Source organism: Janibacter sp. CFPM2_SD2, assembly GCF_057364645.1.
In genome coordinates this window covers 1-23,452 of sequence record NZ_JBNFOF010000025.1, presented here as the reverse complement: position 1 = coordinate 23,452, position 23,452 = coordinate 1, and the positions used below count along the sequence as shown (strand labels likewise).

Below are 23,452 nucleotides of genomic sequence, written 5' to 3'. Positions count from 1 at the left end.
CTGCCCGGCACCGGTGGCCGCGGCCGCTCGGGCGATGTCGTGCCACCGGTCACCCTGGTCCGGGCTGACCGTCGTGGTGCGCAGGGTCGTCGCGTCGGCGAGCGCCCGCACCTGCGCCGGCGCGGCGAAGCTCGTGCCCCGGCCGAAGCTCGACCGCAGCACCGTGCTCGCGACCCCGTAGCCGAAGCGCCCGTAGATCGTGTGCTCCGACGCCTTGAGCACGGACAGCCAGCGCCCCTGCTCGTCACGGGTCCACCGCAGGTGGTGGGCCATCGTGGCCGTGAGCACCCCGCGTCGCCGGTGGTCGGGTGCACCCCGATCCACGTCAGACCCTCCGCAGGACGAAGGGAGGCGACCTCGCCTCCCGCAGCCGGCACGGAGACCTCGACGTCCCACGACCCGGCCGTCCCGGCGGGCTCTCCCCCACGGGTGGCGACGAAGCCGGCCCGGCTCGGGGTGTCGCGCAGCTGCGCCTCACGCGGTCGGCGCCCCGCGTCGGCCCACACGAACTTGTCGAGCTCGAGCAACCCCTCGACCTGACTCTCGTCGGCGGGGTCGATCCGGGTGATCTCGATGTCGCTCGTCATGCAGCAACCGTGGCACCCACCCCTCGACGCGGCAACGGCTTTATCGAACGAGCGTGACCGCCGGTTCGTGCAGCGGGCCGGCCGACAGGTCGTGAACCCGCTCGTCCCGACGCTGCTGCTCCGCGAGCTGCCGACGCTGCGCCGCCTCCTCCTTCTCCCGGCGGGCTCGGCGGTCTGCCGGGGACTCCGTTGCCTGCTCGATCCGGCCCGCAGTCGACGTCACCGAGCTGGCTTGGGACGTCACCTTGCTGGTGGTCCGCACGGAGTACTTGACGACGTAGCCGCCCGTGCGCACACGACCCGACCCAGCGACCGCCGCCCAGTCGGTCACCATGTCGTCGACCAGGCGGGCGCCACTCGCCTCGGCCAGCTTGTCAGTGGCCCGGTGCTTGAGCTTCACCGTGTTCGTCGCGACCTTGTGCTTGGTCCAGCTCTTGGCGTTCGCCGCGATCCGTCGATGGGCGATGGGGTTGGTGGACGTGTCCGCCGCCCTGATGTTCTTGAGCTCGTCGGCACGGTGACTGAGTCTGGTGGCATTCTTGGCATCGGCCCGCTTGCTCCCGGGGATGACGATGTCGACGGCAGTGAGGACGGTCGTCGCGCCGACGTCCTTGTAGCTCCCCTCGCCGTAGACCGCGCGGCGGCCGAGCTTGCCGATGGGATCGCCTGCGGTCATGATCGCCGCCGGCTTGCCCCACGGGGTGACGTCGACGACCGGGTTGTTGAAGAGGCTGCTCGTCCCCGTCCGGCTGGCCATCTCGAAGCTGTTGTAGGTCCGGGGGTCGGACAAGGCTGTTCCGACCGAGCCCAGCCGCCCGGCCGTCGCCCGCTCGTCGGCCACTGCGGCGTCGGCCACCCGCCGGTACCCTCGCTTGTTCATCTCCCGCGAGTTGCTCGCCGCGCGGTACTCCCGGTCGACCGTCGCGTACTCGGGGTCCTCCGGGGTCATCGTCTCGAGCCTCGCCCGCCGGTCCTCGCTGGTCCTGTCGTTGGCGTCGTAACGAGCGCGCAGCCGCGCGAGCTCGGCCTGGCTCTTCTCGAGCCGGTCGGCATAGGGCCGGATGATCTGCTCGGTGTCGCTGAGCCGGTTGGCGATCGCGACGAGGTCCTGCGGGGTCGTCCCGACCTCCTGCTCGAAGAGAGTGCCGGAGCACGACTCCCAGACTCCCTTCGTCGAGACCATGCGGAGCATCTCGGCGACGGTGTGGATGTTGGCGGCGACCGTCTTCAGCTCGTCCGCCTCCGCCCGGATCATCTCCGGGTCGCCCTCCTCGATCGTCCCTGTCTCGTCCAACGCCATCAGAGGACTCCCTGGTGCCGCCGGTCGAGGAGGTCCTCGGTCTTCACGTACCAACCCCCGGCATCCTTGGCGAGACGGCCGAGCTCGCGCAGCTGCTTGCCCACCCGGATCCGCTCCCGCTCGAAGTCGCCGATCGCGCCCTCGTACGCATCGGTGCCGTACCAGCTCGGGAAGCCGAAGGTCTCGACCGCCTCGTTGTTCGCCTTCGCCGCCTTCTCCTCCAGGAAGTCGGCGATGGCCTTCAGCTGTCGGCCGAGCCCGTCGATGCCCTCGCTGTCGATGGAGATGCGCTGCTGTCCGTCCATGCCCCCACGCTAGGAAAGAACGCCGAAGGGCCCGTGGAATTATCCACAGGCCCCTCGGACGAGCTCGATCACTTCGCCGCGGCGAAGCCCTCCTCGAGGTCGGCGATGATGTCGTCGATGCCCTCGAGGCCGACCGCCAGGCGCACGAGGCCGGGGGTGACGCCGGCGGCGAGCCGGTCCTCCTCCGGACCCTGCGAGTGGGTCGTCGACGCGGGGTGGATCACGAGGGAGCGCACGTCACCGATGTTGGCGAGGTGGCTGTGCAGCGTGAGCCCCTCGACGAACTTCTTGCCCGCCTCGAAGCCGCCGGCGATCTCGAAGGAGATGACGGCACCGGCCCCCTTCGGCGTGTAGCGCTGCGCCTGCTCGAAGCTCGCGGAGCCCTCGAGGGAGGCCCAGTTCACCGACTCGACCTGGCCGTGGCCGGAGAGGAAGTCGACGACCTTGCGGGTGTTGTCGAGGTGGCGCTCGATGCGCAGGCTGAGCGTCTCGATGCCCTGCCCGATGAGGAAGGCGTTGAAGGGCGAGATCGCCGGACCGATGTCGCGCAGCAGCTGCACGCGCGCCTTGAGGATGAAGGAGAGGTTGGCCCCCAGGGCGCCGTTGACACCGAGGTCGGGCCCGAAGCGCAGCCCGTGGTAGCTCGGGTCGGGCTGGTTGTAGTTGGGGAACTTCTCCGCGTCGGCGGCGTAGTCGAAGTTGCCGGAGTCGACGATGACGCCGGCGATCGCGGTGCCGTGGCCACCGAGGTACTTCGTCGCCGAGTGCACGACGACGTCGGCGCCGTGCTCGATGGGCCGCAGGACGTAGGGCGTGGCGATCGTGTTGTCGACGACGAGCGGGACCCCCGCCTCGTGGGCGACCTCGGCGATGCCGGCGATGTCGAGGACGACCGGCTTGGGGTTGCCGATCGTCTCGCCGAAGAAGACCTTGGTGTTGGGCTTGACCGCCGCGCGCCACTGCTCGAGGTCGCTCGGGTCCTCGACGAGGGTCGTCTCGATGCCGAACTTCGCGAGGGTGAACTTCAGCAGGTTGACCGTGCCGCCGTAGAGCGCGGCGCTGGCAACGATGTGGTCACCGGCCTCGGCGATGTTGACCAGGGCCAGGTGCGTCGCGGACATCCCCGATGCGGTGAGCAGGGCCCCGACGCCGCCCTCGAGCGCAGCGATCTTCTGCTCCACCGCGTCCTGGGTGGGGTTCATGATCCGCGTGTAGATGTTGCCGAACTCCTTGAGCGCGAAGAGGTTCGCCGCGTGCTCGGTGTCCTTGAAGGCGTAGGAGGTCGTCGCGTGGATCGGCAGCGCCCGCGAGCCCGTCGTGGGGTCGGGTGCCTGGCCGGCGTGGATCTGACGGGTGTCGAAGCTCCAGGTGGAGGGATCGGTCATGGTGGTGCTCCTGTGCTGTGCGCGCTTGACCGCGACGGTCGTCGCGGACCAGGTCGTCTCCCGGGGCACCCCACCGCGGAGGAGGGTTGCCGGCCAGCGAGCCGGGGCTTCGCGCTGGCGCTCAAGACCTGTCGCAAGACTAGGAGATGCTCGCGTCGCCGATCAGGCGCGTCTCACACGGTGGATCCACCACAGGCCGACGAAGGGGAGGACGAGCGGCAGGTAGCCGTAGCCGGACCCGTAGTGGGACCAGACGGTCTTGTCCGGGAAGAGCTCCGGACGCACGAAGGACAGGGTGCCGACCGCGAGCACGCCGACCGCCTCGACGGTGATCGCCCCGGTCGCCACCCGGGCGCCGGAGGGACCCCCCTTCGCCAGGGCCACGGTCGCGACGACGTAGATGACGGCCGCGACGGCCGAGAGCACGTAGGCCAGCGGCGCGCGGTCGAAGTACTGGGTGATCTGCAGGACCGAGCGGCCGGTCGCGGCGAGCGCGAGGACGGCGTAGACCGCGACGACGACCCGGCCGGGCCCGGTGCCCGTGCGCACTCAGGCCGGGCCATGGGTCTGCCAGATCTGGAGGATGCGGTAGGCCATGACCCCGACGGTGAAGGCGCCGGCGAGGACGACGCCCATGGCCCAGCGGGTCTTCTCCTTGAGCGCGATGAAGACGACGATCGGCGGCAGGATCGGCAGCGTGAGGGCGTAGGCGAGCATCGTCGCCCCCTCGCCCTGGCCCGACACCTTGCCCATCGCGATCGCGGAGACGACGACGAGCACGAGCAGGGCGAGCTCGAGGACCGCGGTGACGATCAGCATGAGGTCGTCGACGAGGCGGTCGAGGACGAGGTAGGCCAGGGACTGCAGTCCGAGCACGCCGACCGCGACGATGACGACAGTGGTCAAGGGCACAAGCACCGGGCAAGGGTACCCAGCGCGGGGCCTGCGACCATCACTGCCATGAGTGACCCGCGTCCCGGTGCCCAGCAGCTCATCGCCTCCGTCGTCGACGCCGACAGCTTCGTCTCGTGGGACGAGCCGATCGACGTCAGCGGCCTCTCCCCCGACTACCGCGCCGCGGTCGACAAGGCCGCCGAGCGGGCCGGGACCGACGAGTCCGTGCTCACCGGTCGGGCGAGCATCCGCGGTCACGAGGTGGCACTCATCGTCGGCGAGTTCCGCTTCCTCGGTGGCTCCATCGGGCGGGCCGCGGCCGCGCGGATCGTCGCGGCGATCCGCCGGGCGACGTCGGAGCGTCTGCCCCTCGTCGCGCACCGCGAGCGGCGGCACCCGCATGCAGGAGGGCACCCCCGGCCTTCGTGACGATGGTCGACATCTCGGCGGCCGTCGTCGCGCACAAGGCTGCCGGTCTGCCCTACCTCGTCTACCTGCGTCATCCCACGACCGGCGGCGTCTTCGCCTCGTGGGGGTCCCTGGGCCACATGACGATCGCCGAGCCCGACGCGCTCATCGGCTTCCTCGGCCCGGTCGTCTACGAGACGGTCAACGGCGTGCCCTTCCCCGACGGGGTGCAGGTCGCCGAGAACCTCGTCGACAAGGGCATCGTCGATGCCGTCGTCCCCGTCGAGGGTCTCGCGGACATCGCCGCTCGCGCGCTCACCCTGCTCTCGGCGAGCACGACCCGGACCGCAGACCCGGCCGACCACCCGGCGTGGCCGATCGCCCCCTTCGTCTCCCGTCCGGAGCCCACCGACGAGGAGGTCGCCCGCGTCTGGCAGTCCATCGAGACGACGCGTCGTGCGGACCGACCCGGGGTGCGCGAGCTGCTGCGGCACGCCGCCGACGACGTCATCCCGCTCAACGGCACCGGCTACGGCGAGTCGGACAAGGGCGTCATGCTCGCGCTGGCGTCCTTCACCGGGCGGGCCTGCGTGCTCGTCGGTCAGGACCGGCGCTACCAGGCCGCCCAGTCGATGGGGCCGGCCGCGCTGCGCGAGGCGCGACGCGGCATGCGGATGGCGACCGAGCTCGGGCTGCCGCTCGTGACGATCATCGACACCCCCGGCGCCGACCTGTCGCCCCGTGCCGAGGAGGGCGCCCTCGCGGGCGAGATCGCCCGCTCGATCTCCGACATGACGGCCCTGACCGTGCCGAGCGTCTCCGTGCTCCTCGGCGAGGGCACCGGCGGCGGCGCCCTCGCGCTGCTGCCGGCGCAGCGGATCATCGCCGCGGGTCACGCCTGGCTCTCGCCACTGCCCCCGGAGGGTGCGAGCGCGATCGTCTACAAGGACACCGAGCACGCCGCGCTGCTCGCCGCCCGGCAGCGGGTCGGCGCCACGCAGATGCACGAGGACGGCACGGTCGACGTCATCGTCCCGGAGGAGCCGGCCGCGCACGAGGACCCCGAGGGCTTCGCCGCCGCGATCGCCGCCGCCATCGCGGCCGAGGTCGAGGGGCTGCTGCACGAGGGGTGACCCCGGCCGGTCGCTACCCGGCGATCGCGAGGCCCGGCCACGCGGGCATCTCGACGACCCCGTGCACCGACGCGAGATAGGTGCCGAGCAGGGGCACCCGGTGCTCGCGGCAGGCGGCGATCGCCGCCTCGTGCCACCCCCTCGCCACGTCGTCGGGCGTGTAGCCCCGGGGACGACCGACGGCGACGACGATGCCGCCGAGGCGGTCGGCGAATCCGCTGAGGAAGACGTCGAAGGGGCGGCGTCGCTCGTGCGGCGGGACCCCCTCGACGTCGTTGATCGTCACCGGCTGCACGAGTCGGTGTTCCCGGCTGCACAGCAGGATGCTCAGGCACCCCTCCGCACGGTCGGCCTCACGCACGACGAGGTCGACGACGTCGGCCGTCAGGGTGGGGTCGGTCAAGGGGCGCATGGGCCAGTCGGCCGGCAGGTCGTCGTAGGTCATGCCCTTCATCATGGCCACGTCACGACGGGCCGCCGCGAGCTTTTCCACAGGCACCCGCCGAGCATCGCGGCGCGGGTAGTGTGACGACCGGCACGCCGGCCCACACCCCGTCGGCGGCACCACCACGACCTCCGGGAGACCCCCAGTGGCACTCAGTGTCTTCGACCTCTTCTCCGTCGGCATCGGCCCGTCGAGCTCGCACACCGTCGGCCCGATGCGTGCCGCCGTGATGTTCGTCGAGGGGCTGCGCGACGAGGGCCTGCTGCCGCAGGTGCGGCGGGTGCGGGCCGAGCTCTTCGGCTCCCTCGGCGCCACCGGTCACGGCCACGGGTCCAACACCGCGGTGCTGCTCGGGCTCACCGGCGAGCGTCCCGAGCTGTGCGACCCGCGCACGGTGACGGGCCGGCTCGAGCAGATCCGGTCCAGCCGTCGGGTGAGCCTGCTCGGCGAGCACGAGATCGACTTCGTCGAGGACGACGACCTGGTCCTCCACCGACGCAAGTCCCTGCCCCTGCACCCCAACGGCATGACCTTCACCGCCTGGGGCGAGGAGAGCGGCGAGGGCGCCACTCCCCTGTCGAGCCACACCTACTACTCCGTGGGCGGTGGCTTCGTCGTCGGCGAGGACGCCTCCGGTCGACCCGGATCGTCGCCGACACGACGCCGGTCAAGCGCCCCTTCACCACCGGCGACCAACTGCTCGCGATCTGTGCCGAGACGGGTCTGTCCATCTCGCAGGTCATGCTCGACAACGAGCTGTCGTGGCGTACCGAGGCGGAGGTGCGCAGCGAGCTGCTGCACATCTGGTCGGTGATGCGCGAGTGCATCGACAACGGCCTGCGGACCGAAGGGGTCCTGCCCGGCGGTCTCAAGGTGCGCCGGCGCGCTCCCCAGCTCCACCAGCGGCTGCGCACCGAGGGCCGCAGCGACGACCCCCTTCGTGGCATGGACTGGCTGTGCCTCTACGCCCTGGCGGTCAACGAGGAAAATGCCGCGGGCGGTCGCGTCGTCACGGCGCCGACCAACGGCGCTGCCGGGATCATCCCGGCCGTGCTGCGCTACTACACCGACTTCGTGCCGGGCGCGGACGACGACGGCATCTGCCGCTTCCTGCTCACGGCTGCCGCGATCGGCGTGATCTACAAGGAAAATGCCTCGATCTCCGGCGCCGAGGTCGGCTGCCAGGGAGAGGTCGGGTCGGCGTGCTCAATGGCTGCCGGAGCGATGGCCGCCGTCCTCGGCGGCTCCCCCGCCCAGGTCGAAAATGCTGCGGAGATCGGCATGGAGCACAACCTCGGCCTCACCTGCGACCCCGTCGGCGGGCTCGTGCAGATCCCCTGCATCGAGCGCAATGCCGTGGCCTCGGTCAAGGCGATCACCGCCGCCCGGACCGCGCTGCGCGGCGACGGCTCGCACGTCGTCTCGCTCGACAAGGTCGTCAAGACGATGCGCGAGACCGGTCGCGACATGAAGGTCAAGTACAAGGAGACGGCACGCGGCGGGCTCGCCGTCAACGTCATCGAGTGCTGATCTCCCACTCACCACCGGGGCTGAAGATCACGAGATATCTCGTGCCGGTGGGAGGGGTCGTCGACTCCTCGTGGTCGTCGTCGACGGTGAGCACCCTGTCGATGACTCGGCCGTCGGCGTCCAGGGCCTGCAGGTAGAAGGACCTGGACGGGGCCTCGCTGACCTGGGAGTAGGTCAGGTCCAGCCGGTCGCCGTCCGAGCCCTCCCAGGCGAAGACCGCCGGACCACGCCCTCGCTCGACCGCCCCGGCCGCGGGCGCCCGGTCCAGCGGTGCGAAACGGACGGTCCAGTCCCCCTTCGCCTCCACCTCGATGCGCTCGGTGGGCGCGCCATGGGCGTTGACGTTGCAGAGGACGGTGCCGGACCGGCCCGTCGAGCTGTCGAGGATCGCCTCGGTCTCCAGCCCGTCGGCGTCGACCCCGGTGAGCGACAGGGGGTCGAAGGGGAGGCCGCGCTGGGTGTAGGTGATCAGGGCCGGTTCCTCGCCGGCCACGTCGGGCACGTCGACGGTCCCTCCGCCCCGGGTGCCCGAGGAGACGCCGCCCCACGGTGACGCAGAGGTCGGGGCCGAGGCCGACGGCGAAGACGACGGCGAGGACGCAACGTCCTCGGGGCCATCAGCACCGCTGGACAACCAGCGGACACCGATGACCCCGAGGACGATCAGAGCGACGAGCCCCGCGCCGACCACCGTGGCGATGATGATCGGGAAGACCCGGCTGCTGCTCACTTCTTGGTGAGCTCCCAGTCACCCGTCGCGTCGACGACGAGGTACTTCGTGCCGTCCTGGACGGTCGTCGTGCCCTCGTAGTTGTCGTACTCGCTGATCAGGCGGTCCGGGTAGTCCTCGGTGCCCACGGCCTGGACCCGGAAGTTGCCGAGGAAGGAGTCGGCCGGCTGGGTGTACTTGGCCGAGAGGTCGCTGCGCTTGCCGTCCCACTTGAAGACCTGGGAGCCGGTGCCCTTCTGCGAGGAGCCGAAGTTGGGCGCCTGGTTGATGCGGATGAACTTGATCGTCCAGTCACCCTCGGTGTCCATCTCGATGCGCGAGGTGGCCGCCGTGTAGTTGGTGAGGTTGTAGGCGACCGTGCCCTTGGTGGCGTCGGAGGCGGTGAGGACGTACTCGGAGCTGCGGCCGTTGCCGTCGAGGCCCTTGATCGTCAGGGAGTCGTAGTCGTCGCCCTTGTAGGTGAACTCGACGAGGCCGGCGCCGTCACCGGAGGGAACCCCGATGAAGGCCTTGCCGCTGCCGGTGTACTTCTTGCCCCACTCGGCGGCCTTGTTCTTGTTGTCGAGGATGCTCGTGCCCGGGTCGTCCGAGGTGGACGAGCTCGTGGAACTCGGGTCGGTCGTCGACGAGTCCGTCGGGGTGTCGGTCGAGCTGTCCGTCGAGGAGTCCGTCGGCTGCGAGGTCGTCGTCGAGTCGGTCGGGTCCGCGGTCGGGTCGTCGTCGCTGCCACCGATGAGCTTGAAGCCCACGAAGGCGAGGACGAGCACGAGGACGAGGCCCACGGCAGCGAGCGAGATGATCAGCGGCATCTTGCTCTTGCCCTGGGGCGGCTCGCCCTGGCCCTGCTGGCCGTAGGCGGGCTGGGCGTAGCCCTGCTGCTGGTCGTATCCCTGGGTGTAGGGCGAGGCCTGACCGTAGCCCTGCTGCTGGTCCTGGCCGTAGGCCTGCTGACCGTAGGCGGACTGGCCGTAGCCCTGCTGGTCCTGGCCGTAGGAGGACTGCCCGTAGGCGGACTGGCCGTAGGCCGACTGCCCGTAGCCCTGCTCCTGGCCGTAGCCAGCGGCACCCGCACCCGCGGCGCCGGCGGCCCCGGCCTGTGAGGAGGAGTCGGTCGTGGAGATCGCCTCGGTCTCGGGGGGCGCGGTCGCGCTCGGGCGCACGCGCGTCGGCCTCGTCGACCTCGCTCGTCGAGCCCACGGTGTCCTGACGGACGCCGGTGCCGGCCGCGTCGGGGCCGGGCTGGCCGACGCCGAAGCCCTCCGGGGTCGCCTGCCGGTGCTCGGTCCATCCGTTGCCGTCGTAGTAGCGGATCTGACCCTCGTGCTCGGGATCTTGATACCAACCGGCCGCCCAGGAGCTCATCGAGGCACCCTCCATCTCTGTCTCGAGTGCAGTTGTCCAACTGCCGTGAATTGCTGTCGCAAGAGTACCCACCGATCGGGCCGTCAGCAGTGGGGAGCACTCCCCATGGGACTCAGCCCGCGTAGCCCGCCCGCCGGTTGGCCTCGACGGCGCCCTGGTAGGCGTGCCACATGCCCCAGCCCCAGGCGAGGAGCATCAGGGGCAGGCCGAGGAAGCCGATGAGCGCCCAGCCGAAGCAGACGAAGAAGACGATGCTGAAGATGTAGAGCATGAGGAAGCCGATGCCCGGGCCGACGTCGCCGTTCATCATCGAGCCGACACCCGGCACGAGGAAGGAGACGAGCAGCGCGATGGCCGGGTCCTTGCGCGGCACCGGCGGGGCGAAGGGGGCGCCCGTCACCCCGTAGGGAACGAGCTGCTGCGGTGGCGGCGGCACGTAGGCCGGCTGCGGGTAGGCCGGCGCGGGCGCTGGTGCCGGCGGCGGGAAGCCCGCCGGAGGCGTCGTCGTGGCGTGCGTCCACTGGGTGCCGTCCCAGTAACGGCGCTCGCCGTCGTGCTCGTACCACCCGGGTGCGTGCTCGTTCATCTGTCCCCCTGATCTGCCCGAGGCACTCTAACCCTGCGGCACCCTGACCCCGGCACGGGCGAGCGCCTGCGGGTCGCCGACGACGACCAGACGATCGGTCGCCCGGGACAGACCGACGTAGAGGCGCTCACGGAACCTCTCCCTCGTCCCGTCCTCGTTGATGCTCAGCACGACGACGCGACGTTCCATCCCCTTCGCCCCGAGGACGTGGCCGTAGAAGACGTCGTCGTCCTCCCAGAAGGTGCGCCAGTAGCCGCCCTGCCCGAGCTCCTCCTGCCGCTCGACCTGGACGGGGTGGCGCTTGCCGGTGGTGAGCAGCGCGACGTGACCGGGGCTCCAGCCCTCGTCGAGCAGGAGGTCGATCTGGTCGTCGGCGGTCTCGAGGGCGTCGCCGGGAGTGGCGGCGACGAAGGCGACCTCGGGCCCGTCGCCGCCCTCGAGGCGCATCCGCAGCGGGGCGAGCGGACGGAAGACCTCGGCGATCTGTTTGGTGTTGCGCAGGTTGTGGTCGAGCACGAGCGGGACGAGGGGCACGGGCGGACGGCCGAAGCGGTGGAAGATCCGCTGGTTCTCGTCGGAGTAGATGAAGAGGCCGCCCTCGACCTCGTCGGTGAGCGCGCCGACGAGCGGGTGCCACCACGACTCGGCGAAGTCCTGCGCCTCGTCGACGACGAAGGAGTCGAAGCGCTCCCCCAGCGGCAGCTCGGCGGCCCGCTCGGCCATGAGTCGCGGCATGACCTCTTCCCAGTAGTCGGGGTCGTCGCGCGAGCCGGAGGGCACGCCCCACTGGTTGGCCAGGTCCTCGAAGGTCCCGACGAAGGCCGGCCGCTGCCGGTGCGGCCAGGTCGCGACGACGCGGGAGAAGTAGGTGGCCAGGCCGATGGAGTAGCACAGCAGCGCGACCCGCTCGGGGCGGCGTCCGTCGCGACCGGCGCTCAGCTGCTGGGCCTGGGTGAGGGCGAGCACGGTCTTGCCGCTGCCGGCACCACCGCGGACTTCGATGCGCCGCAGCAGCCGGGTCACCCCGAGGATCTGGCTCTGCTCCTGGGTGAGCCGGTCGGCGCGGGCTTCGCGCTCGTCGGCGTCGGCGACGAGTGCCGTGCCCACGTGGGTGCCGCGGCCGGTGAGGATGTCGACGATGAGCTCGCAGTCGTCGAGGTCGGGCACGAGCTGGGCGGTCTCCTGCCGCAGCGGGATGTCGGCGAGGCGCTGGGCGAGGTCGGCCTGGTCGTCGCGGTCGTGGACGAGCCAGCGGGGGCAGTCCGGCAACGAGAAGTCCGGCCCCAGCACGGTGAAGGGGGTGACCACGGCGTGGGCGAAGCGCACCCGTCGCCGGCTGCTGTCGCGCCACCGCGGATCGGCCTCGACGTAGGCCCGCAGGGCGTAGCGCGACTCCCGCGCCTGCCGCACGGGGTCCGTCGGCCTCACCCGATTGCCCTGCCGCATGGTCCAGGCCCCGTCGTGCACGGCCAGCCCCGATCCCTTGACCTCCACGACGACGATCCCGACGTCCGGCATGACGACGACGAGGTCGAGCTCGTGGTCCTTGGCTTGGTCGGTCAGCCGGAGGCTCGCGATGATCGTGTCCTGCGGGCGAAGGGAGTCACGCAGCCGCTCCCACACCTTGCGTTCCGACGTGGTCGTCAGCTGCGGGTCCTGCGGGATCAGTCGCGGCATGGCCACAAGGTAGCGGCCACCGTTTGCCCCCTCAGAAGGGGGCAAGTGCCCCGCCGACTGCCTCCCCCACGAACTTGGCGTAGCCGGTGTGGCAGCGGGCGAGCTCCTCGTCCTCGTCGAGCACGTAGGTGGGTTGGCGGTCCCGGTCCTCCTCCGGCACCGGGATCTGCCCCTCCTCGAGGGAGTGCACCCAGTGGCCGGGATGCGTGCTCGCCGCCGCACCCGTCGGGCTGACCCACTCGGTGCGGCCGTCCTCGTGGAGGGTGTGGGTCCAGCGGGGCGAGTGCTTGAGCCGGTGGTGGTGGCGGCACAGGCCGGAGAGGTTGGTCGGGCAGGACGGGCCCTCGGGGTAGGGCACGGCGTGGTCGAGGTCGGCGTCGTGCTGGGAGCAGCCCGTGACGATCCGGCGGTTGCAGCCCCACATGCGGCAGGTCTCGTCGCGGGCGGCGACGAAGTCGCGCATCGAGTCGGTGACCACGTAGCGCGGGTTGGAGGTCTCCATGAGCACGCCTGTCCGGGCGTCGATCAGGGCTCGGGAGATCTTCGTGTCGAGGTTCGTCGTCAGTGCGGCGACGACGTCCGCGGGGACGAATCCGACGCCGGGAACGTCGCAGCCGCTGACCCACGAGGCCGGTCCGCCCGGCCCCAGCGTGGTCGGCACCTGGGAGGTGATGGCATCGCCGGCCCACTCCTCGGGCAGCACGTCCACGGCATCAGCGCCCTCGCCCGTCACGAAGCGACCACCCACCGCGGTCGGCCCGTGGAGAGCTTCGGCGAGGTCCTTGTCCCCGCCCCCTTCGCCCCCTGTGGAGGGGGCAAAGGACAGGCGCGAGGCGGCGGACGTGATCACGGGCAGGCCGAGCCGGACCTCGGCCCGGACCTCGACGCCCCGGAGCACGAGGTCGGCCAGGCCCTGCGCCCGCGCAGCACCGGCGGTGAGGCCGGGGCCGTCCTCGCGGCAGATCTTGGCGGCGGCGTCGACCGCCGCCTGGATCGCCAGCGCCACCTCCGTGGGCAGGGTCGCGTACATGTTGCTGCAGCCGACGGGGCCGGCGGCGAAGCCGACATGCAGCTGCTCCCGCCGGTTGCGTTGCGCCTTGCGCTCGAGCACCTCCGGCTCGACGCGGGCGAGCATCCGCCGGATCGCCTTGCGCAGCTCACGCTCGTCGAGATCACCGGCCCGCACCGTCCCGGGCTGCCCGCGAAGGGAGAGCAGCAGGTAGGCGACGATCTCCGCCACGGCTTCCGGGCTGGCGTCCTTGGTCTCCTTGGCGACGACCTCGAGGGACCGCTCGCGCATTCGACCGGCGGCGACGAGGTCGGCCAGCTGGCTCAGGTCCGTGATCGCCCGGGCTGCGAGGTCGCAACGACGCCCTGCCTCGGGCGGCCCGGCGTCGACGGCCAGGCCCACGGCCTCGACCGCGAACTCGGCCACCTGCCCGGCGTGCAGGTGCACGGGCCGGTAGACGTGGTCGTCACCGACCTCCTCACCCCACCGTGCCGCGTGCCCGATCACCGTCAGCTCGAGCGCGTCTGCCGCCCGTCTGAGTCGCTCGGTCGCCTGGAGCATCTCGCCCAGCGACGCCTCGTCAGCCCATGCGGCCTGCTCCCCCACCCCCTCGCGGACCCGCCCCAGTCCCCTGAAGGACTCCTCCACCACGGCCAGCTCGTCTTCGAACATGTGTCCATGGTCGCAGCGACCACCGACAGCGCCGGGCTAGGTCGTGTGCGGCACCTTCCCCTTGTTCTCGCTCCGCGACGGCAGGGCCCGGTAGGTCTCCGGTCGTAGGTCGCAGCTCGCACGCAGGTCCCCGCGGAGGGAGTAGAAGCGCACCGACTCCGGCCGGAAGTCGTGGAGTCGGTAGAGGTGGTACGACTCCGCCTCTGAGACGCTCACCTCGACCTCGTTGCGGGTGATGACCATCGGCCAATGCGCTCCCTGCGTCGTCGTCTTGACCTCGATCAGCTTGTCAGCCCCGCTGGGCTCGAAGGACCGGATGTCGAACCCGAGGCCGTCACCGACGGTCTGGCTGACGTGCTCGACCCGCGCCGCCAGGGTGTGCTCGCCCATCCGGGTGAGCAGCTGTCGTTCCCGCTCCAGGACCGCTCGTTCACCGGCAGCACCCAACGCACGATTCATCGCCTCCAGCTCCACGAAGTCCCACCGACCCACGTGTCGCCCTGGCCCAGCGCTGACGACATCAAGGCCGAGGGTGGGGGCCTCCCCTTCGACCCAGGCAGCCGATCCGCTCACGTCCGGCATCGCGCGGGTGATCTTGTCGAAGGCGAGGTCAGTGAGCTCAGGCCGACGCAGGATCTCGTCCCGGACGGCGTCTCGTAGAGAGGCCTGGATGTTGGGGTAGGGCTTGTACCCGTTGACGAAGGGAAAGCTCATCTCTCGCAGGACCGCGCTGACATTCATGAACTTGTACTCGATCGATCCTCGACCGCGATCCATGACGTCTTGGAGCTGGCGGTTCACCTGTGCCTTGACGAACCTCTCGTCCTGAAGCTCTGACCGGAGCATGTCGAAGTAAGCGCTGACGAGGATTCCGTTCTCCTCGTCCGTCCAGTCGCCCGACTCCGCCACACACCCTCCCGCCCTGTGAGTCGCACCCTAGAGACTCTCCGCCACCAGGTCAGCTAGGAGGCACGGAAGGACTCGTACGCGAGCTCGAGCAGCGACGGGTCGGGGTGCTCAGCCCGCCGCGCGGGAAGCACCATGAGCTTCTCGTTGTGACGCTCCTTCAGTCCGTGCTGAAGCATCGGCCCGTCGATCTCCTCGAGCAGATCTCGCCGGATCTGGACGACATGGTCTGGACGGATGCCCAAAATGCCGGAGTCGAAGGCGGCGTGGTGAATTTTGCACAGCGCGAGTCCGTTTCGCACAGAGGCAACTCCGAGCTCGTGACCGTCCTCGACGATGTGCGCAGCGTCCAACAGGTCGCCATGCCTGAGTGCGCACACCGCGCACCGGGTCTTGTAAGCCCGCATCACCGTTGACCTGAAGACACTCTGGTGAACCCTCTGGTTGCGCTCAACCCGGATGTATCGCCGTACGTGCTCGTCCACCTCGGACAAGGACTCCCGCTGGGTCTCGTCGATGGCTACGACGAACTGGTGCTGAGCCGGCTCTTCGGCCTCGATGTAGACGGGATAGATGGGCTTGTAGTCGCCCGGTCCAACCCCGAAGAACCAGATCAGAGGCAACGAGGCGTTCATTGCGGCCCGGAGGGCCCTGTTCTCCGGGTGCAGGGCGTCTGTGCCCCGCCACTTGTAGCGGAGGCGACCGTCCACCCCGACCGCATCCTCGTAGGGCCGCTGCGCCCCCTCTGCCCGGTAGACGGTGCGTATCGACAGGGCCGCCTGCGCGTCGGCCGGCTTCCGGATCCCACGCTGAGCGTCGACCAACGGGACCCTGACCCCCTCGAACTGGAACTCCCGCAGTGCCTCAGAGCGAAGCCAGTCGCGCTCTGCGGAGGTCGCTCCGTCGAGCCACCCCATCGCGGCTGACCGAAACTCACGCTCGAAGTGCAGGTCCCAGCCCATGGGTCCGAGCTTGCCAGCTCGGGCATGCCGAAGGGGGCCAACCGGACTAGCCGGTTGACCCCCTTCGGCAGCTACTGCTCAGATCAGCTGCAGCCGCTGGTGGAGCCGCAGCCCTCGCAGACGTAGCAGGAGCCGGCGGGACGCATCTTGGTGCCGCAGGTCATGCACATCGGGGCGTCGGCGGTCTTGCCCTGGAACTTCTCGAGCAGCTCGGCCGAGGAGTGGACCGTGGCGTCGACCTCGCGGACAGAGGCAGCACCGGAGCCGGTCTGGTCGGTGGTCTCCTCCTCGGAGGTGGCGACGGTGGCGGTCGCAGCCTCCTTGGTCTCCTTGACCTCCGAGGTGGCGGCCGACTGGCTGAAGGACTCGTCGTAGTCACCGTCGTCGTCCGAGGACTCGGGGGCGTACGAGCCGGTCTCGAGCTGGCGGGCCCGCTCCTCGGCGGTGTGGATGCCCATGAAGGACCGGGTGTCGAAGTCCAGGTAGTCCAGCGCCAGGCGACGGAAGACGTAGTCCATGATCGACTGCGCCATCCGCACGTCCGGGTCGTCCGTCATGCCGGCCGGCTCGAAGCGCAGGTTGGTGAACTTCTCGACGTAGGTCTCCAGCGGCACACCGTGCTGCAGCGCGATCGAGATCGCGATGGAGAAGGCGTCCATCAGACCGGCGAGGGTCGAGCCCTGCTTGCCGAACTTCAGGAAGATCTCGCCGAGCTCGCCGTCGTCGTAGGTGCCGGCGGTGAGGTAGCCCTCGGCGCCACCCACGGCGAAGCTCGTGGTCTGCGAGGTGCGACGCTTCGGCAGGCGACGACGCAGCGGGCGGTACTCGACGACCTTCTCCGGCTCGGCCGCAGCGGCCGAGGCACCGGCCTTGGCCTCCTTGGCGGTGGACCCGCCGTCGGAGAGCGGCTGCCCGACCTTGCAGTTGTCGCGGTAGACCGCGAGCGCCTTCAGGCCGAGCTTCCAGCCCTGCATGTAGACGTCCTCGATCTCCTCCACCGTGGCCGACTCCGGCAGGTTGACCGTCTTGGAGATGGCACCGGAGAGGAAGGGCTGGACCGCGGCCATCATGCGCACGTGACCCATCGGGGCGATCGCCCGCGCACCCATGGCGGTGTCGAAGACCTCGTAGTGCTCGGGCTTGAGGCCGGGAGCGTCGATGACGTGACCCTTGTCAGCGATGTACTCGACGATCGCCTCGATGGTCTCCTCGGTGTAGCCGAGCTTCTTGAGCGCGCGCGGGATCGTCAGGTTGACGATCTGCATCGAGCCGCCGCCGACGAGCTTCTTGAACTTCACGAGGGAGAAGTCGGGCTCGATGCCGGTGGTGTCGCAGTCCATCATGAAGCCGATGGTCCCGGTCGGGGCGAGCACCGACGCCTGGGCGTTGCGGTAGCCGTTCTTCTCACCCGTCTTGACGACCGCGTCCCAGGCCTTCGTGGCGTAGGCGTGGATGTCCTTGTCCATGGTGTGCATGGTGCGGATCTGGTCGTTGGCCGCCTGGTGCTTGCGCATGACGCGCTTGTGGGCGTCGGCGTTGCGGGCGTAGCCGTTGTACGGGCCGACGATCCCGGCGATCTCCGCGGAGCGCTTGTAGGACGCACCCGTGAGCAGCGAGGTGATCGCGGCGGCGAGCGCACGACCGCCGTCGGAGTCGTAGCCGTGGCCGGTCGCCATGAGCAGCGCGCCGAGGTTGGCGTAGCCGATGCCCAGCTGGCGGTAGTCACGCGTCGTCGCGCCGATCGACTCGGTCGGGAAGTCCGCGAAGCAGATCGAGATGTCCATCGCGGTGATGACCAGCTCGGCGACCTTCTGGAAGCGCTCGGCGTCGAAGGTGTCGTCGTCCTTGAGGAACTTCAGCAGGTTGAGCGAGGCGAGGTTGCACGAGGAGTTGTCGAGCGACATGTACTCGCTGCACGGGTTGGACGCGGTGATCCGACCGGTCTCCGGGTTGGTGTGCCAGTCGTTGATCGTGCCGTCGTACTGGATGCCCGGGTCGGCGCACTCCCACGCGGCCTTGGCGATCTTGCTCATCAGCTCGCGGGCGTCGACGGACTCGATGACCGAGCCGTCCATGCGGGAGGTCAGGCCGAAGTCGGTGCCCTCCTCGACGGCGCGCATGAACTCGTCGGTGACGCGCACCGAGTTGTTCGCGTTCTGGTACTGCACCGAGGTGATGTCGGCGCCACCGAGGTCCATGTCGAAGCCGGCGTCGCGCAGGGCGCGGATCTTGTCCTCCTCGCGCGCCTTCGTCTCGACGAACTCCTCGATGTCCGGGTGGTCGACGTCCAGGACGACCATCTTGGCCGCGCGGCGGGTCGCGCCACCGGACTTGATGGTGCCCGCGGAGGCGTCGGCACCACGCATGAAGGAGACCGGGCCGGAGGCGGTGCCACCGGAGGAGAGCAGCTCCTTGGAGGAGCGGATGCGGGAGAGGTTGAGGCCGGCGCCGGAGCCGCCCTTGAAGATGAAGCCCTCCTCCTTGTACCAGTTGAGGATCGAGTCCATCGAGTCGTCGACCGAGAGGATGAAGCAGGCGCTGACCTGCTGCGGGCTCGCGGTGCCGACGTTGAACCACACGGGCGAGTTGAAGCTGAAGATCTGGTGCAGCAGCGCGTAGGTCAGCTCGTGCTCGAAGATCTCCGCGTCGGTGTCCGTCGCGAAGTAGCCGTGCTCCTTGCCCGCCTTGACGTAGGTGAGCACGACCCGGTCGATGAGCTGCTTGAGGCCCGCCTCGCGCTCCGGCGAGCCGACCGCACCCCGGAAGTACTTCGTCGTGACGATGGTCGAGGCGTTGACCGACCAGAAGTCGGGGAACTCGACCCCACGCTGCTCGAAGATCGTCGCGCCGGTCTTCCAGTTCTGCTGGACGACGTCACGCTTCTCCCAGGTGACCTCGTCGTAGGGGTGGACGCCCTCGGTCGTGTGGATGCGCTCGATCGTCAGGCCCTTGGTGCGGGACCCGCGACGGGCGCTGGACTTGCCGGCGGTCTCGGTCATGCTGCTTCTCCTCGATCCGTGTGGTGACGGTCTGCTGCTGGTCGGTGTGGAGTGCTGTGTCAAACGGTGTCACCGGGTACCGACAGCCCACTCGCTGGCGGCACCCGGGGGGTCTCTAGGTGGCGGTCGCGTGCTCGGCGCGCAGGCGCTCGATGGCGGTCTCGAAGTCCTCGAGCGAGTCGAAGGACTGGTAGACCGACGCGAAGCGCAGGTACGCGACCTCGTCGAGCTCGCGCAGCGGCGGCAGGATCGCCATGCCCACCTCGTGGGCGTCGATCTCGGCGCTGCCCTGCGAGCGGATGCTCTCCTCCACGCGCTGGGCGAGGATGGCGAGCTGGTCCTCGGTGACCGGGCGGCCCTGGCAGGCCTTGCGGACACCGGCGAGCACCTTGGCCCGGCTGAAGGGCTCGGCCGCACCCGAGCGCTTGGTGACGGTCAGGCTGGCGCTCTCCAGGGTGGTGAAGCGCCGGCTGCACTCGGGGCACTGACGGCGGCGCCGGATGGCGCTGCCGTCCTCCGTCGTGCGGCTGTCGATGACCCGGGAGTCGGTGTGACGGCAGAACGGGCAGTGCACGCCGTGCTCCCTTCGCTCGTGCGTCCTGTGGACGGTGCGGTGGACGAGTCTGGGGATGGAACCCCATCACCTGTGGAGAACTGGCCCCATCCTGTGCACTAGATGTGGACGAATGACAACCGTGTAACCACTAGATGTAGTGACCATTAGAACCCTCCGTGAGCCTCGACGCAAGTCCCCCACGTGAACCGTCGACGAACGGCACATCGGCCGCCCCCGCATGCTGCGGAGACGGCCGATGGCTGGCCCGGGCCGGGTCGAAGGGCCCGGGTGTCAGGGGCGCCTCACGGCGCGGGGATGGTGAGCACCTGGCCCGCGTGGACGTGGCTCGTCGACAGGTCGTTGGTCACCTGGAGGCGGGCGACCGCCTCGCGGGTGGGCAGCTGGGAGAGCTCGGCCTCGGCGATCTGCCCGAGGGTCTGCCCCGGCTCGACGGTCACCTGCTGCGGGGTGGTCGCCGGACCGCCGAAGGCGACCGTGGCGCCGGCGACGCTCGCGACGAGCATGGTGGTCACGGTGGTCGCCAGGCGCCCACGACGGGTCAGGCGAAGGGAGGTCGTCGCACGCTCCGGGACGGCGTCGCCGGTGGGCACGGAGACGAGGTGACGCGAGCGCGCGGGGCGCGCCGGGTGCACGTCGATGCGGGCGGGGGCGGCGGTGAGAGCGGTCATGCGGTCCTCCTCGTGGCGGCTCTGTCGAACCGGTGTTCGATAGAACGTCTGTACGATGTCTAGCACGGGTGTTCGAAGGAAATCAACAACACGCTCGAACAGATGTTTGAAATGCCTGTTCGATCGGCCTACTGTCGGTCACAGCGAGAAGTTGACCAGCGACCACCGACAACGGTGTCGCGGCGGACGCACGAAGGGGTCGAGATGGGCGACGAGGACAACATCCACCAGCTCCCGCAGCGGGACACCGGCGACGGGCTGACCGTGCGCCAGCGCAAGGTGCTCGAGGTGATCCGCAATGCCGTGGCCACCCGCGGCTACCCGCCGAGCCTGCGCGAGATCGGCGAGCTGGTGGGCCTCACCTCCCCCAGCTCGGTCGCCCACCAGCTCTCCTCCCTGGAGCGCAAGGGCTACCTGCGCCGTGACCCCAACCGCCCCCGCGCGATCGAGGTCATCTCCCCCGACGACCAGCCCACCCCGACCGACCCCGGGGTGGTCGCTGACATGGCCGGCATGCGCGGCGGCGCGAGCGCCGACGACGAGCCCGTCGACCCGACCGGCTCCGGCGACGAGCGCCCCGAGGCGAGCTACGTGCCCGTCCTGGGTCAGATCGCCGCCGGCGTCCCGATCACCGCCGAGGAGGTCGTCGACGACGTCTTCCCGCTGCCGAAGCAGATCGTCGGCGAGGGCTCGCTCTTCCTGCTCAAGGTCGTCGGTGACTCGATGATCGACGCCGCGATCTGCGACGGCGACTGGGTCGTCGTGCGGCAGCAGCCGAGCGCGGACAACGGCGACATCGTCGCGGCGATGCTCGACAACGAGGCGACGGTCAAGACCTTCAAGCGCACGGACGGCCACGTGTGGCTGCTCCCCCACAACCCCGCCTTCGACCCCATCGACGGCGACCACGCGACGATCCTCGGCAAGGTCACCGCGGTGCTGCGGCGTCTCTGACGCCCACCTCCACGAGGTCGACGAGGGAGCGAAGGGAGTCCCCCAGCTCCCCGTCGACGCGGTGGTCGACGAGGTCGTCGCCGCGGGTGGGACCGCGGGTGATGAGCGAGACCGGGATCCCGCGCTTCGCGGCGTGCCGCACGAAGCGCAGCCCCGACATCACCTGCAGCGAGCTGCCGAGCACGAGCAGGCTCGGCGCCGCGTCGACGAGGTCGAAGCAGTGCTGCACGAGCGGCTTGGCGACCGCTCCGCCGAAGAAGACGACGTCCGGCTTGAGCATGTCCGTGCCGCACCGCTCGCACTCCGGAGCGACGAAGCGCTCGGCGTCCACGGTCTCGAGCCGCACGTCACCGTCCGGCCGGATCTCGTCGCTGTCGACGTCGAAGCCCGGGTTCTGCGCCGCCATCCGCGCATCGAGCGTGGGCCGGTCGATGCGCGCCCCGCACGCGAGGCAGACGACCTCGACGAGGTTGCCGTGCAGCTCGACGACATCGTGGGTCCCGGCGGCCTGGTGCAGGCCGTCGACGTTCTGCGTGATGACCGGACCCACGGCCCCGAGCTCCTGCAGCCGGGTCACGAGGTGGTGCGCGGCATTGGGCCGCGCCGCGTGGAACCGCCGCCACCCGACGAAGCTGCGCGCCCAGTAGCGCTGTCGCGCCGAGCTGCTCCCGACGAACTCCGACAGGTGCATCGGGGTCACCCGCCGCGTCCCGTCCGGGCCCCGGTAGTCGGGGATCCCGCTCTCGGTCGACATGCCGGCCCCGGTGAGCACGAGGGCCGGCCCATGGCGCAGCACCCTCGCGATCTGCTCGACCCGATCGACGTCGTCTGGCATGCCTCGATCCTAGGTCGGCGCGACGACCTACGATGGGCCCCATGATCGACGCCGCTGGGCTGCGCGTGATGCGGGCCATCGCCGATGAGGGCAGCTTCACCGCCGCTGCCCTCGCGCTCGGCTACTCGCAGCCCGCGGTCTCCCAGATGGTCAAGCGCCTCGAGCAGCGCACCGGCACCGTCCTCGTCGAAAAGGTCGGTCGCTCCGTTCGGCTCACCGAGGCCGGCGCCGTCCTCGCCCGCCACGCCACCCCCGTGCTCGCCGCTCTCGACGCCGCCGAGGAGGAGGTCGCCGCGATCGCCGGGCTGCGCTCGGGTCGGGTGCGGCTCATGGCCTTCCCGTCGTCGTCGGTGACGCTCGTCCCCCGCGCCCTGGCGGCGGTCCGCGCCGAGCACCCCGACCTGTCCGTGCAGTTCACCGAGGCCGAGCCGCCGGAGTCGCTCGCGGCCCTGCGGGCCGCGAGGTCGACCTCGCCGTCGCCTTCTCCTACGACGGCAGCGAACTGGCCCGGGGCGAGGACCTCGAGGGCTTCGTCGTGCACCCGCTGCTCGACGAGGAGGTGCGCGTGGCCCTGCCGCGCCACCACCCGCTCGCCGACCACGAGGTCGTCTCGATGACCGACCTCACCGACGACGAGTGGATCGCCGGCTGCGCCCGCTGCCGGGGCCACCTGCTCAAGATCGCCCACGACGCCGGCTTCGCGCCCAAGGTCGCCTTCGAGACCGAGGACTACGTCGCCGTCCAGGGCTTCGTCGCCGCCGGTCTGGGCGTCGCGCTGATCCCCGACCTCATCCGGGCGGCGACGTCCAACGACGACGTCGTCATCCGCCCCCTCGACCCGCAACCGGCGCCGGATCCACGTCGTGACGACGGAGGACCTGCTCAAGGTGCCGGCAGTGGCGACGACGCTCGAGGCGCTGACCGCGGCGGCCGAGACGTCACTGCCGGTGTAGGCACCGTCCAGTCGCGCCACTGCGCGAGGATCTCCTGCGGCCGGTCCGAGGCCACGATCACCACGCCCGGGTAGTCCTCGAGCAGCCGGCGCAGCAGCGCTCTCCCCTGCGTGCCCAGGTCGTCGTCGACGTGCTCCAGCAGGAGCAGCGCCGGCTCGCCGAGCATGGCGCGCGCCAGGTGCAGCCGGGCCCGCTCGTGCCGGGTGAGCGGCTCCCCACCCCGACGAAGGGAGGTCCGCTCCCCCTCGGGGAGAGCAGCCACCCGCTCCGCGAGACCGACTGCCGCCAGGGCCGCAGTGCCCTCCTCCGCCGGGAGATCGGGTCGGCGGTAGCGCACCGCCCGGGAGATCGGGCCACGCTCGATCCGGGCCCCGGCCGCAGCATGGCCGACCCGGCGTCGGCGGGTCTTCGGCCCGGTGACGGCGAGGTCCTTGCCGTCGACGCACAGGCTGCCCCCACCCGAGCGGCCGGGCACGGCGAGTGCCGCGAGCACCTCACGGGCGTGGGCCGGCGAGGCCCTCGCACAGGATGCGCTCCCCCGACTCGGCGACGAGGCCGGGCAGCTCGCGACCGTC

General features: G+C 70.4%; 21 protein-coding genes, 4 pseudogenes and 1 riboswitch. Of the genes and pseudogenes, 5 read left to right on the top strand and 20 right to left on the bottom strand.

Annotated features, from left to right (window positions below):
- From AC2W7J_RS04295 to AC2W7J_RS04270, 6 genes are all read right to left on the bottom strand, one after another.
- Window positions 1-324, bottom strand: a 324-nt coding sequence (locus AC2W7J_RS04295; RefSeq protein ID WP_485981560.1) for a GNAT family N-acetyltransferase, incomplete at its 3' end; no start/stop codon positions are given.
- 303 nt (window positions 325-627) lie between these two features.
- The gene (locus AC2W7J_RS04290; protein ID WP_485981559.1) at window positions 628-1,887 is read right to left on the bottom strand and encodes a hypothetical protein; all 1,260 of its coding nucleotides are present in this window, start codon (window positions 1,885-1,887) and stop codon (window positions 628-630) included.
- The gene (locus AC2W7J_RS04285; protein WP_255185900.1) at window positions 1,887-2,192 is read right to left on the bottom strand and encodes a hypothetical protein; all 306 of its coding nucleotides are present in this window, start codon (window positions 2,190-2,192) and stop codon (window positions 1,887-1,889) included. Before AC2W7J_RS04285 ends, AC2W7J_RS04290 begins: the two co-directional genes overlap by 1 nt.
- Window positions 2,193-2,260: 68 nt before the next feature.
- Window positions 2,261-3,577, bottom strand: coding sequence for a bifunctional o-acetylhomoserine/o-acetylserine sulfhydrylase (locus AC2W7J_RS04280; RefSeq protein ID WP_485981558.1), 1,317 nt, complete (start codon window positions 3,575-3,577; stop codon window positions 2,261-2,263).
- 16 nt (window positions 3,578-3,593) lie between these two features.
- A riboswitch (SAM riboswitch) is annotated at window positions 3,594-3,706 on the bottom strand.
- A gap of 33 nt (window positions 3,707-3,739) precedes the next feature.
- A complete protein-coding gene (locus AC2W7J_RS04275) occupies window positions 3,740-4,126 on the bottom strand; it encodes a hypothetical protein (protein ID WP_485981557.1) in 387 nt (128 codons plus the stop codon).
- Window positions 4,127-4,483, bottom strand: a complete 357-nt coding sequence (locus AC2W7J_RS04270; protein WP_430407156.1) for a hypothetical protein — start codon at window positions 4,481-4,483, stop codon at window positions 4,127-4,129. It abuts the gene before it with no gap.
- A 54-nt stretch (window positions 4,484-4,537) separates the two neighbouring features.
- On the opposite strand from AC2W7J_RS04270, the gene AC2W7J_RS04265 reads away from it, so the two are divergent.
- Both AC2W7J_RS04265 and AC2W7J_RS04260 read left to right on the top strand, forming a co-directional pair.
- The gene (locus AC2W7J_RS04265; RefSeq protein ID WP_485981556.1) at window positions 4,538-4,900 is read left to right on the top strand and encodes a carboxyl transferase domain-containing protein; all 363 of its coding nucleotides are present in this window, start codon (window positions 4,538-4,540) and stop codon (window positions 4,898-4,900) included.
- 2 nt (window positions 4,901-4,902) lie between these two features.
- Window positions 4,903-6,012 (top strand): carboxyl transferase domain-containing protein, encoded by a 1,110-nt coding sequence (locus tag AC2W7J_RS04260; protein ID WP_485981561.1) that lies wholly within the window; start codon window positions 4,903-4,905, stop codon window positions 6,010-6,012.
- A gap of 13 nt (window positions 6,013-6,025) precedes the next feature.
- On the opposite strand, the gene AC2W7J_RS04255 is transcribed toward AC2W7J_RS04260, so the two are convergent.
- The gene (locus tag AC2W7J_RS04255; RefSeq protein ID WP_485981555.1) at window positions 6,026-6,505 is read right to left on the bottom strand and encodes a hypothetical protein; all 480 of its coding nucleotides are present in this window, start codon (window positions 6,503-6,505) and stop codon (window positions 6,026-6,028) included.
- A gap of 97 nt (window positions 6,506-6,602) precedes the next feature.
- Here AC2W7J_RS04255 and AC2W7J_RS04250 point away from each other — a divergent pair.
- Window positions 6,603-7,987: pseudogene (locus tag AC2W7J_RS04250) on the top strand (L-serine ammonia-lyase).
- Here the strand turns inward: AC2W7J_RS04250 and AC2W7J_RS04245 are convergent.
- The 11 genes and pseudogenes from AC2W7J_RS04245 to AC2W7J_RS04195 form a co-directional block, all read right to left on the bottom strand.
- A complete protein-coding gene (locus AC2W7J_RS04245) occupies window positions 7,974-8,717 on the bottom strand; it encodes a hypothetical protein (protein ID WP_485981554.1) in 744 nt (247 codons plus the stop codon). The pseudogene AC2W7J_RS04250 and the gene AC2W7J_RS04245 overlap by 14 nt on opposite strands.
- A complete protein-coding gene (locus AC2W7J_RS04240) occupies window positions 8,714-9,877 on the bottom strand; it encodes a hypothetical protein (protein ID WP_485981553.1) in 1,164 nt (387 codons plus the stop codon). The genes AC2W7J_RS04245 and AC2W7J_RS04240 overlap by 4 nt, the downstream gene beginning before the upstream one ends.
- A gap of 109 nt (window positions 9,878-9,986) precedes the next feature.
- A pseudogene (locus AC2W7J_RS04235) lies at window positions 9,987-10,079 on the bottom strand (DUF2510 domain-containing protein); the annotation flags it as partial.
- Between the two features lie 112 nt (window positions 10,080-10,191).
- Window positions 10,192-10,665, bottom strand: coding sequence for a hypothetical protein (locus tag AC2W7J_RS04230; RefSeq protein WP_485981552.1), 474 nt, complete (start codon window positions 10,663-10,665; stop codon window positions 10,192-10,194).
- A gap of 27 nt (window positions 10,666-10,692) precedes the next feature.
- Window positions 10,693-12,342 (bottom strand): nuclease-related domain-containing DEAD/DEAH box helicase, encoded by a 1,650-nt coding sequence (locus AC2W7J_RS04225; protein WP_485981551.1) that lies wholly within the window; start codon window positions 12,340-12,342, stop codon window positions 10,693-10,695.
- A 31-nt stretch (window positions 12,343-12,373) separates the two neighbouring features.
- Window positions 12,374-14,023, bottom strand: coding sequence for an HNH endonuclease signature motif containing protein (locus AC2W7J_RS04220; protein WP_485981550.1), 1,650 nt, complete (start codon window positions 14,021-14,023; stop codon window positions 12,374-12,376).
- A gap of 36 nt (window positions 14,024-14,059) precedes the next feature.
- Window positions 14,060-14,737, bottom strand: a complete 678-nt coding sequence (locus tag AC2W7J_RS04215) for a protein NO VEIN domain-containing protein (RefSeq protein ID WP_485981549.1) — start codon at window positions 14,735-14,737, stop codon at window positions 14,060-14,062.
- A gap of 248 nt (window positions 14,738-14,985) precedes the next feature.
- Entirely contained in the window at window positions 14,986-15,891 is a 906-nt protein-coding gene (locus AC2W7J_RS04210; RefSeq protein WP_485981548.1) for an HNH endonuclease, read from the bottom strand.
- An 83-nt stretch (window positions 15,892-15,974) separates the two neighbouring features.
- Entirely contained in the window at window positions 15,975-18,890 is a 2,916-nt protein-coding gene (locus tag AC2W7J_RS04205) for a vitamin B12-dependent ribonucleotide reductase (protein ID WP_485981547.1), read from the bottom strand.
- Window positions 18,891-19,005: 115 nt separating this feature from the next.
- A complete protein-coding gene (nrdR, locus tag AC2W7J_RS04200) occupies window positions 19,006-19,464 on the bottom strand; it encodes a transcriptional regulator NrdR (protein ID WP_255185888.1) in 459 nt (152 codons plus the stop codon).
- 284 nt (window positions 19,465-19,748) lie between these two features.
- Window positions 19,749-20,135 carry a LysM peptidoglycan-binding domain-containing protein gene (locus AC2W7J_RS04195; protein WP_485981546.1) on the bottom strand — a complete coding sequence of 129 codons (387 nt, stop codon included), beginning with the start codon at window positions 20,133-20,135 and terminating at the stop codon, window positions 19,749-19,751.
- Between the two features lie 204 nt (window positions 20,136-20,339).
- Between AC2W7J_RS04195 and lexA the strand changes: the two genes are divergently transcribed.
- On the top strand, window positions 20,340-21,089 hold the full coding sequence (gene lexA / locus AC2W7J_RS04190) for a transcriptional repressor LexA (RefSeq protein ID WP_485981545.1): 750 nt from the start codon (window positions 20,340-20,342) through the stop codon (window positions 21,087-21,089).
- Here the strand turns inward: lexA and AC2W7J_RS04185 are convergent.
- Window positions 21,064-21,924, bottom strand: coding sequence for an NAD-dependent protein deacetylase (locus AC2W7J_RS04185; protein WP_485981544.1), 861 nt, complete (start codon window positions 21,922-21,924; stop codon window positions 21,064-21,066). The two genes, lexA and AC2W7J_RS04185, sit on opposite strands and share 26 nt — an antisense overlap.
- Before the next feature lie 41 nt (window positions 21,925-21,965).
- Here AC2W7J_RS04185 and AC2W7J_RS04180 point away from each other — a divergent pair.
- Window positions 21,966-22,877, top strand: a pseudogene (locus AC2W7J_RS04180) (LysR family transcriptional regulator).
- Here the strand turns inward: AC2W7J_RS04180 and AC2W7J_RS04175 are convergent.
- A pseudogene (locus tag AC2W7J_RS04175) lies at window positions 22,807-23,452 on the bottom strand (hypothetical protein); the annotation flags it as partial. The pseudogenes AC2W7J_RS04180 and AC2W7J_RS04175 sit on opposite strands and share 71 nt — an antisense overlap.